Genomic DNA, 9713 nt, shown 5'->3' with positions numbered 1-9713 from the left:
CCCCCCCCCCCCCCCCCCCCCCCCCCCCCCCCCCCCCCCCCCCCCCCCCCCCCCCCCCCCCCCCCCCCCCGCCGCGGCCCCCCCGCCCCCCCCCCCCCCCCCCCCCGCGTCCGGGCCAGCAGGCCGTCCAGCGCCGCGGTGACCTCGTCGACGGTGATCCGCGCCAGCGCCGGGTCGAGCTCGGTGCCCCAGGGGTCGCCGGCACCGTCCCCGTGCCAGAGGACGACGTGCTGCGGCCGCGGCGGCGGTCCCCACAGGGCCGGTGACACCGGCCCGAAGAGCACGACCGACGGGCGGCGGTACGCCGTCGCCAGGTGCGCCACGCCGGTGTCTCCGCTGACCACCACCCGGGCGGCGGCGACGGTGGCGGCGAGCTCGAGGGTCGAGGTGCGCCCGGCGAGCACGGCCTCGTCGGGCAGGCCCGCGCCGCGCGCCACGGCGGCGGCCAGGTCGCGCTCGGCCGGGCCGCCGGTGACCCGCACGTCGTGCCCGGCGTCGGCCAGCCACCGGGCGACGGCGGCGAACCGCTCGGCCGGCCAGCGGCGGCCGGGGAAGGCCGCGCCGGGGTGCACCAGCGCCGCCCCGGTCACCGGCGGGGGCACGGCGGGGACGGCGAGGTCGAGCGCGTCGGGGTCGGCGGGGACCCCCAGCCCCTCGGAGACCAGACGGCACCAGCGGGCGACCTCGTGCTCGCCGGGGTACCAGGCCGGGCCGGGGTAGCCGGGGCTGGCGAAGGTCAGCAGCCGCGCCGGGTGCAGGCCGGCGACGACGACGTGCGACGCCGGGCCCTTGCCGTGCAGGTCGACGGCCAGCTCCGGCGGCGGCCCGGCCCAGTCCAGCGGCTCGAGCTCGCGCGCGGGCAGCACCTCGTCGACGGCGTCGACCAGCCCGGCCAGCGGTGCCAGCGCGGACGTCGTCGCCAGGACCAGCCGGTGACCGGGCACCGCGGCGCGCACGGCCCGGATGGCCGGGACCCCGGTCAGCAGGTCCCCGAGCCCCAGCGGCCGCAGCACGACCGCCACCTGCCCTCTGGAACGGCCCCCTCGTAGGGTCCCGCCGCGAGCCCGCGAGCGGTGGGGGGCGAGGGGGTCCTTCATCAGACCCGGGAGCGTTCGACCAGGGCGGTGGTCGAGTGGCCGTCGAGGTAGGGCAGGACGACGGCCTGCCCGTCCCACTGCCGCAGCACCGCCGCCTCGGGCAGGTCCGCCCCGGCGTAGTCGCCGCCCTTGACCCAGACGTCGGGCCGCAGCCGGTCGAGCACCTCCGCGGGGGTGTCCTCCTCGAAGACCACGACGGCGTCGACGAACTCCAGGGCCTCGAGCACCCGCGCCCGGTCGGTGGCGGTGACCAGCGGCCGGGACGGGCCCTTGAGCCGGCGCACCGAGTCGTCGGAGTTGATGCACACGACCAGGCAGTCACCGAGGCCGCGGGCGGCCCGCAGCGTCGCGACGTGCCCGGGGTGCAGCAGGTCGAAGCAGCCGCCGGTGGCGACCACGGTGCCGCCGGTCGCGCGCACCCGGGCCAGCAGCGCCGAGACGCCGTCCTCCGCGGCGACGTTCGGTTCGCGGGTCGCCGGGGTGTCCCACGCCGACGCCCCGCCCGCGGCGACGAAGCGCCCGGCGAAGGCGACCGCCGCGGCCACCGCCTCCCCGGTCACCGCGCCGTCGGCCAGCGCCAGCGCGGCCGCGGCGGCGAAGGAGTCGCCGGCGCCGCAGGGGTCGCCGCCGGTCACCGGCACGGCGGGCACGACCATGGGCGCGCCCTCGCCGTAGGACAGCAGCGCGCCGCGGGCGCCGAGGGTGACCGCGACCGCGCCCACCCCCCAGTGCCGGATCAGCGCCTCGGCCCGCGCGCCGACCGCGGCCAGCCCGTCGCCGCCGGGCGTCGTGCCCGCGGCCGTGGCGACCCGCGCGGCCTCCGCGGCGTTGGGCGTGACGAGCCGCACGGAGGGCACCGGGTCGGCGCCGCGCGGGTGCGGGTCCCACACCACCGGCCCGCGCGCCTCCGCCAGCACGGCCCGGACGGCGGGGTCGGCCGTGGTGCCGCGGCCGTAGTCGGCGACGAGGACGGCGGCGGCGCCGCGGATGGCCCGGGCGGCCTCGGCCGGCAGTTCGCCGAGGGTGGCCGCGGGCGCTCCGCTGTCCAGGCGCACCACCGAGTGGTCGCCCACCCGCACCCGCTGCTTGACGGCGGTGCCGCCGGTGGCCGGGACCGCGACCAGCCGCACCCGCCCGGCCAGCAGCGCCCGCAGCCGCGCCGCACCCTCGTCGTCGTCGATCGGCGCGACCAGCACGACCTCGCGCCCGGTGGCCCGGGCCGCGACGACCGCGGCCAGCGCGGCACCGCCGGGGCGCTCGCGGATCTCGACGTCCTCGACCACGGGGACCGGCGCGTCGGGGGTCAGCCGCGACGCGGTGCCGACCAGGTCGACGTCGAGCAGCGCGTCGCCGACGACCACCAGCGGCCGGGTCACCGCGCCACCCCGAGCCGGGACTGCGGCACCCGGGCGGGCTCGGCGAGCACCGCGGCGTCGAAGGCCGCGCACAGCAGGTGCAGCGCGACCAGGTGGCACTCCTGCACGGTCGCCGTCCACGGGGAGTCGATGCACACCGCCTCGTCGGAGGCGGCCGCGAGCGGGTTGGGCGCCGGGCCGGTGACCGACAGGACGGTGATGCCGCACTCCCGGGCCCGCCGGGCCGCGGCGACGGCGTTGGGCGAGCGGCCCGACGTCGACAGCAGCACGAGGACGTCGCCGGCGCGGCCGTGCGCCTCCACCTGGCGGGCGAACAGCTCGTCGGCCGGGTAGTCGTTGGCGATGGCGGTCAGCGACGAGGTCTCCGCCGTCAGGCAGATCGCCGAGAACGGCGGCCGGTCGGCGCGGTAGCGGCCCACCAGCTCGGCGGTGAGGTGCTGCGCCTGCGCGGCGCTGCCGCCGTTCCCCGCCGCCAGCAGCCGCCCGCGCGACTCGCCGCACAGCACGTCGGCCAGCAGTCGCCCCCACCGGTCGAGGGTGTCGACCGAGGCGTCGAGACTGCGCATGGCCGCGTGCAGCGACGCGACGTGGTCGCGGCCGGTCAGGTGCGTGCACGAGTCGGGCGAGACGACCTCGCCGGCCGAGTGGGGAGCGACACTCACGGGGCGACCTCCAGGGGCGCTCATCGGACGGCCTCGACGGGACGCCGGGTGGACAGGACCTGCCGGTAGACGGCCTCGGTGTCGGCGGCCACGCGGGCCCACCGGTAGCGGGCGCGGGCCCGCCGGACCCCGGCCGACCCGTAGGCGGCGCGCCGGGCGTCGTCGGCCAGCAGCGCGGCGAGCACCTCGCCGAGGCGGGCCGGGTCGCGGGGCGGCACCAGGTCGCCGGTGACGCCGTCGGCGACGGAGTCCTGCAGCCCGCCGACGGCGGTGGCGACCACCGGCCGGCCGCAGGCCATCGCCTCGAGCGGGGTGATGCCGAACGGCTCGTACCAGGGCACCGCCAGGACGACGTCGGCCGAGCGGACCCACGCGGGCACGTCGGCGCGGGCCACCGACCCGGCGAAGCACAGCCGGTCGGCGACCCCCACCTCGGCGGCGACCGCGCGCAGCCGGCGGACCTCGGGGTCGGCGTCGACCGCGCCGGCCGACGGTCCGCCCACGACCACCAGCTCGGCGTCGGGGACGGCGGCCAGCGCGCGGACGGCGTCCTCCTGGCCCTTGCGCTCCACCAGCCGGCCCAGCACCAGCAGCCGCGGCCGGCCCGAGCGGGGCGCGACGGGGCCGCGCGGGGTGAACACCGTGGTGTCGACGCCGCAGGGCACGATCGACACGCGGTCGCGGGACAGGCCCAGGCGGCGCAGCTCGAAGACCTCGTCGCTGCAGGTGGCCACCACGTGGTCCAGCGCCCGGCACAGGCTGCGCTCGAGCTCGACCCGCTGCGCCGGCGAGGTGTCGGCGTCGCCCTGGTGCCGGCGCTTGACCGAGCCCAGGGCGTGGAACGTCTGCAGCACCGGCACCGGGGTGAGCAGGCTGCCGGCGGCCTCGACGCAGGCCAGCCCGCTCATCCAGAAGTGCGCGTGCACGACGTCCGGCGGCGCGACCGACCAGCGGGCGCGCAGCGCGGCGGCCAGCGCCGGCATGTGGCCGAGCAGGTCGTCCTTGGGCAGCACCTCCGCCGGGCCCGCGGTGAGGTGGCTGACCACGTAGCCGTCGGTGGTGGGCACCTCGTCGGGCAGGCCGGGGTCGTCGCGGCGGGTGTGCACGGTGACCTCGTGACCGCGTGCGGCCAGGCCCGCGGCGAGCGCCGCGACGTGCACGTTCTGCCCGCCGGCGTCCACCCCGCCGATGGCCGCCAGCGGCGAGGCGTGCTCACTGACCAGGTCGATGCGCAGCGGGCCGCCGGCGGTCCGGAGCGTCCTCATCGGGTGACCTCCTCGAGCAGGGTGTCCCAGTCGGAGAGGAACCGGGGAAGCCCGTACCGCTCCAGCGCGGCGGCGCGCGCCGCCTTGCCGGCCAGCCGGGCGGCGTCCTCGTCGTGCAGGTACGTGGCGACGGCGTCCCAGAGCACCTCGGGCCGGGTGGAGAGCACCCCGGCGCCGGCGGGGACCGCCTCGACGACCTCGGTGGTGGCCAGCGCGACCACCGGCATGCCCAGGTGCATCGCCTCGAGCAGCGACAGCCCCAGCGACGTCCACCGCACGGGGTGCACGTACACGCGGCGACGGGCCAGCTCGGCGTGCATCGCGACCTGCGGCGGGTCGTCGTGCAGGGTCACCCGCGCGGGGTCGAGCCCGTGCCGCTCGTGCAGGCCGGCCAGGCCCATGCCGAACACGTCGACCGGCGCCACCGCGGCCAGCCCGGGCAGCAGGTCGGCGCCCACCGTGCGGCCCCGGCGCACCGGCTCGTTGGTGACGACGGCGGCCCGCGCCAGCTCGCCGGTCCAGCGCTCGCCCGGGTCGACGATGCCGTGCTCGATCACCGTCGTCGGGGCCCGGCCGTTGTCGTAGAAGAGCCGGTTGAAGTGGGTGACGTGCGCGATCGGGACGTCGTCGCGGTCGGCCAGCGGGTGCCGGGTGTGGGGCACCGGGCCGTCGCCGGGTTCGAGGCCGGGCGCGTTGTGCTCGAGGAACACCGCCGGCAGGTCGCGCCCGGGCTCGCGGCCCAGCCACTCCCGGACCAGCTCCAGGTCGCGCACCCGCTGCAGCACCACGACGTCGACGTGCTCGTCGCGCAGCTGCCCGGGCGTCACCTCGCGCGCCGAGGCCGGCCAGTCCCAGGTGCGGGCGCGGCCGAGCCCGTCGGGGCCCCGGTCCGGGACCACCGGCAACAGGTACTCGTGCGGGCCGTGGACGAACGCCGTCGTCCACGAGCCGTGCACGTGCCAGAGCAGGACCTTCACGCGGCGGTCACCTTCTCCACGGCGGCGACGACTTCGGCGGCGGTCACCGAGGTCAGGCAGGGGTGGCCCGGGACCGGGCAGACGCGGGCACGGGTGTCGCGGCAGGGGGCGTCCTGGTCGCCCAGCAGCACGGTGGGGACGCCGTAGGGCGCCCACCGGGCCGCCGGGACGACGGGGCTGAACAGTGAGACGACCGGGGTGCCGACGGCGGCGGCCAGGTGCGCCGGCCCGGTGTTGCCCACGACGACGGCCCGGGCGCGGTCGAGGACGGCGGCCAGCTCGGCGAGGGTCAGCGCACCACCGAGGTCGACGCCGCGGGTGCCGGCGACGGCGGCGGTCAGCTCCCGCTCCCCCGGTCCGCCGGTGACCAGCACCCGGTGTCCCGCGTGGGCGAGCGCCTCGACCGCCTCGGCGCAGCGCTCCGCGGGCCAGGCGCGGGCGGGCACCGAGGCGCCGGGGTGCACGACGACGGCGCCGGGCGGGTGGGCGACCGGGGGCAGGGGCCGTCGCACCGCGAGCCGGCCGTCGTCGCCGGCCGGCAGCTCGAACCCGGCGGCGCGGGCGAGGGACAGGGCCCGCTCGGGTTCGGGCAGGTCGTCGTCCACCCGGTGGCGGACGTCGAGCAGGGAGCCGGGGTAGTCGACGCTGGTGGCGGAGATGCGGGGCACCCCGGCCGCGCGCAGCACCAGCGCCAGGGGCAGCGGCGACTGGTGGAACGACGTGCTGACCACCGCCTCGTCGGGGGCCAGCGCCCGCACCCGCGCGGTGAGCGCGGCGAGGTCGGCGGCGTCGACCGGCGGCGGGTCGCCGAGGATCCACGGGCAGGCCCAGGTCCAGACCTCGTCGACGCCGGGCAGCAGCGCGGCGGCCTCGGCCCCGGCCGGGCCGGCCAGGAAGACCACCCGCTCAGCGCCCGCGGCCACGGCGCGGACCAGCGGACCCTGGAGGAGGACGTCGCCGGCGTTGTCGAGCCGGGCGACGAGGACGGTGCCCCGGCGGCGGCTCACCACCGGCCGGCCAGGACGTCGTCGACCGCGGCGGTGAGCGTCGCGGCACGGTGCGGCGCGGCGTCGACCTCCTGCCTCCGCGTGACCGGCGTGGGCACCAGGACGGCGCGGGCGCCCGCGGCCGCGGCGGCCTCGACGTCGGCGCCGATGTCTCCGACCACCACGGTGCGCGCGGGCTCGACGCCGAGCTCGGCGCAGGCGGCCTTCACCATGCCCGGTGCGGGCTTGCGGCAGCTGCAGCCGTCGTCGGGGCCGTGCGGGCAGACCTGCACGGTCTCGAAGGGGCCGAGCAGCTCGTCGAGCCGGGCCATGCAGGCGTCGACCTGCTCGCGGGTGATGATCCCGCGGGCCACGCCGGACTGGTTGCTCACCACCCCGACCCGCACGCCACGGGCCCGCAGCCGGTCGAGTGCCTCGCGGGCGCCGTCGACCGGGCGGACCCAGGCGGGGTCGCCGTTGTAGGGGAAGTCGTGCACGAGCGTGCCGTCGCGGTCGAAGAGCACGAGGTCGGGCAGGCCGCGCCAGGGCGTCACCCGGCGGTGCCGTACCCTGCCGCGCAGCCAGTGCCAGGTGGCCAGCGGCGGGATGACGGCGCTGGTGAGGGCCATGGCGCTGACCTCGGCCCGGTCGCGCGGGCCGGGGGCGATCCGCGCCCAGGCGAACTCCGCCGTGCCGCCGGCCCAGGCGAGGGCGGCGGCGAGCGCGGCGCGGGGCCGGCGGGCGGCGGCCAGGCCCACCGCGGCGAGCCCGGCCGCGGTGACGGCGAGGTGCTGCGGGCGGCGGCCCAGCGCGGCCTGCGCCCGCTCGCGCCAGCCAGGACCGTGCAGCCGGCGCATGAGGGCGTCGTCGGCGTTGCCGGCCTGCACGCGGACGCTGACCCAGCGGTCGACCGGGCGGACCGGGTGGGTGATCGCGCGCTCCCCGCGGACCAGCCGGGCGCCGGTGTCCATGACGCGCAGCGCCAGGTCGGAGTCCTCGCGGAAGGCGCGGGGGAAGCGCTCGTCGAACCCGCCGACGGCGGCCAGCGCGGCCCGGCGGTAGGCGAGGTCGGCGGTGATCCAGGCGCTGGTGGCCAGGCCCGCGGTGCCGCGCTCCCAGTCGGTGGGCCGCCGGTCGGCCGGCAGCGGCACCCGCACCCGGCCCTGGCTGCCGGCGACGTCGGCGGGCAGGCCCTCGAGGTCGGCGGTGAGCCGCTCGTACCAGTCGGGGTCGGGGACGACGTCGTCGTCGAGGAAGGCGATCCACTCCGTGCGGGCGGTGCGCCAGCCGAGGTTGCGGGCGCGGGCCGGGCCGCCGCCGCCGGTGCGCACCACCCGGACCGGCGGCAGGCCGGGGCGCTCGACGGCCAGCGGGGGTCCGGCGGGCCGGTCGTCGACCACCACGAGCTCGGCCGGGCGGGGGCCGGGAGCGGCGGCCAGGGCGTCGAGCAGCACGTCGAGCGACGGCCGGCCGATGGTCGGCACGACGACGGTGCAGCTCACGGACATGATCGCGCCCTGCCCGGTCGTGCGCGTCCGCAAACACTACGGGCTTGAAGTGCCTCGGGCCGGACCGTCCCCCGTCGGGCACTCATCGCGATGATGGCTGGTCAGCGGCGGATGCGGGTGGCCGCGGACACCCGCGCCAGCGCGTCGGTGACCACGGCGGCGTCGTCACCCAGCAGGGCGAGCAGGCGGGCGACGAGTTCGTCGTGGGTGACCGCGGCGGCGCGCACCCGCTCCCGGCCGGCGTCGGTCAGCCGGGCGTGCAGCAGCCGGCGGTCCCCCGGGCGCCGCTCGCGCACGACCAGCCCCTGCTCGACCAGCCGGCCGACCGTGCTGGTGACGCCGGCCCGCGACAACCCGAGCGCCTCGGCGACCTCACCCATCGTCACCCGCTCGCCCGGTGCCTCGGCGATCCGCCGCAGCGCCTCGAACGCGGTGAGGGACAGGTCGTGCTGGCGGTGCAGCGCGGAGTCGACCCGGTGGGTGATCCGGTCGTGGACCTGCACGATCCGCAGCCAGGTCTCCGCGGCGCGCGGTGCGACCCCGGCCAGCTCTGCGGGGTGGGACGGGACGCCGGGAGCCAGCACGTCCTCGGAGCCCATCGCACCATCGTGACCGAAGTCGGCGTCAGGCGCTCCCGGTCGGGCCGGTCGGCCAGGAGGGTCCGGCCGGCCAGGACGGCGCGGACGGCTCACGACGGCGGCCGGCGCTCAGGACGAGACCGGTGGCGGTGACGACCAGCGCCAGCCCGGCGAGCACCAGGGGGACGGGCACCGGGTCCGGGTCGACCGGGCTGGCCGCGGCGGCCACGCGCAGCTCGACCACGGCGGTGACCTCGGAATCGGTGCCGACCAACGCGAGCGTCGTCGTGCCGGCGGCGCCCGGGACGCGCACGGTGGCCTCCACCTCGCCGTCGGGACCGGCCGCGACCGAGGCCAGGACCCTGCCGTCGGCCACCTGCACGGTGACCACCTCGCCGGGCGTGAAGCCCGCCCCCATCAGGATGACCGCGTCGCCGGCGGTGACCTGCCCCGCGGAGGCCACCACCGCGCCGCCGGGCGAGACGCCGCCGTCGCCCGGGACACCGGGAGCGGGGTCCGGCGCGGGCGGGTCGGGCACCGGCAGCGGCGCCACCTCGGGGGCCGGGGCCACGTCCCCCGGCGGGACCGGGACCTGCTCGGGCGCGGAGTCCGGGGCGGGCGGCATCGCCGGGGCGCCCGCGACCGGCGGCACCTCACCGCCGCCGGGCGGGACGGCGATCGCCGCGCAGTCCTCCTCGGCAGGCCGGGTGAACACGAAGCCCTCGAGCTCGTCGACGTAGGTGGTGCCCGAGCCGTCCAGGGCGGTGAACTCGAGCCGGCTGTCGACCGTCTCACCCCAGGCCACCTCCGCCGTGCGCAGCACGGCGACCTGTCCCGGCTGCAGCTCGGCGGAGGCCTCGCCCTCGGGGGCGCGGGTGGTGGCCAGCGTGACGGCGTAGGCGACCGTCCCCGCGGTCACCTCGACCACGACGCCGCCGGGACGGCAGCTGGGCCCGTGCGTGACGCGGGAGTCGGGACGGGCGGGGTCGTCGGCGGCCGCGGCGGGAGCGGCCAGCGCCACGGCACCGGCCAGCAGCACGGTCAGCAGGCCCGTCGTGGCGGCCAGGCCGGAGAGCCCCGTCGGCAGGACGGGGCGGAACGCGCGCCCCGGCCTGGGCCTGGGCAGGGTCCCGACCGGCACGGTGTCCCCCTCGAGCGGTCGTGCACGCCGGCCCGGTGGATCCGGGACGGCGCCCTGCCATTGTGCGGCGCGTGACCACGTGTGGACGAACGATCGACCGCGCGTCGTGACCTGGCGCGGCGT

At 79.1% G+C, this 9713-nt stretch carries 9 protein-coding genes; all 9 read right to left on the bottom strand.

Going from position 1 to position 9713, the window contains the following annotated elements; all coding sequences use genetic code 11:
• Nucleotides 1-1013 (bottom strand): glycosyltransferase family 9 protein (locus tag ACI78U_RS10630; protein WP_456875273.1); only part of this gene is annotated, 1013 nt, incomplete at its 3' end.
• An 83-nt stretch (nt 1014-1096) separates the two neighbouring features.
• Nucleotides 1097-2473: a D-glycero-beta-D-manno-heptose 1-phosphate adenylyltransferase gene (gene rfaE2, locus ACI78U_RS10625; RefSeq protein WP_456875272.1), complete on the bottom strand. Its 1377-nt coding sequence runs from the start codon at nt 2471-2473 to the stop codon at nt 1097-1099.
• The gene (locus tag ACI78U_RS10620; RefSeq protein WP_456875271.1) at nt 2470-3135 is read right to left on the bottom strand and encodes a D-sedoheptulose-7-phosphate isomerase; all 666 of its coding nucleotides are present in this window, start codon (nt 3133-3135) and stop codon (nt 2470-2472) included. The genes rfaE2 and ACI78U_RS10620 overlap by 4 nt, the downstream gene beginning before the upstream one ends.
• A gap of 20 nt (nt 3136-3155) precedes the next feature.
• The gene (locus ACI78U_RS10615; RefSeq protein WP_456875270.1) at nt 3156-4400 is read right to left on the bottom strand and encodes a glycosyltransferase; all 1245 of its coding nucleotides are present in this window, start codon (nt 4398-4400) and stop codon (nt 3156-3158) included.
• Nucleotides 4397-5377: a glycosyltransferase gene (locus ACI78U_RS10610; protein ID WP_456875269.1), complete on the bottom strand. Its 981-nt coding sequence runs from the start codon at nt 5375-5377 to the stop codon at nt 4397-4399. Before ACI78U_RS10610 ends, ACI78U_RS10615 begins: the two co-directional genes overlap by 4 nt.
• Nucleotides 5374-6384 (bottom strand): glycosyltransferase family 9 protein, encoded by a 1011-nt coding sequence (locus tag ACI78U_RS10605; RefSeq protein WP_456875268.1) that lies wholly within the window; start codon nt 6382-6384, stop codon nt 5374-5376. Before ACI78U_RS10605 ends, ACI78U_RS10610 begins: the two co-directional genes overlap by 4 nt.
• Entirely contained in the window at nt 6381-7871 is a 1491-nt protein-coding gene (locus ACI78U_RS10600; protein ID WP_456875267.1) for an HAD-IIIA family hydrolase, read from the bottom strand. The genes ACI78U_RS10605 and ACI78U_RS10600 overlap by 4 nt, the downstream gene beginning before the upstream one ends.
• Before the next feature lie 101 nt (nt 7872-7972).
• Entirely contained in the window at nt 7973-8470 is a 498-nt protein-coding gene (locus ACI78U_RS10595; RefSeq protein ID WP_456875266.1) for a MarR family winged helix-turn-helix transcriptional regulator, read from the bottom strand.
• 25 nt (nt 8471-8495) lie between these two features.
• The gene (locus ACI78U_RS10590) at nt 8496-9590 is read right to left on the bottom strand and encodes a hypothetical protein (protein ID WP_456875265.1); all 1095 of its coding nucleotides are present in this window, start codon (nt 9588-9590) and stop codon (nt 8496-8498) included.
• Between the last annotated feature and the right edge of the window lie 123 nt (nt 9591-9713).

Source organism: Geodermatophilus sp. SYSU D00710 (genome assembly GCF_054050195.1).
Note: the sequence above shows the minus strand (reverse complement) of the source record. Positions and strands in the feature narration are given on the sequence as shown.

Bases quoted from the DNA above. Each gene is read 5' to 3' on its own strand.
- ACI78U_RS10615 (WP_456875270.1), bottom strand. From the start codon at position 4,400: ATGAGGACGCTCCGGACCGCCGGCGGCCCGCTGCGCATCGACCTGGTC.
- ACI78U_RS10600 (WP_456875267.1), bottom strand. From the start codon at position 7,871: ATGTCCGTGAGCTGCACCGTCGTCGTGCCGACCATCGGCCGGCCGTCG.
- ACI78U_RS10595 (WP_456875266.1), bottom strand. From the start codon at position 8,470: ATGGGCTCCGAGGACGTGCTGGCTCCCGGCGTCCCGTCCCACCCCGCA.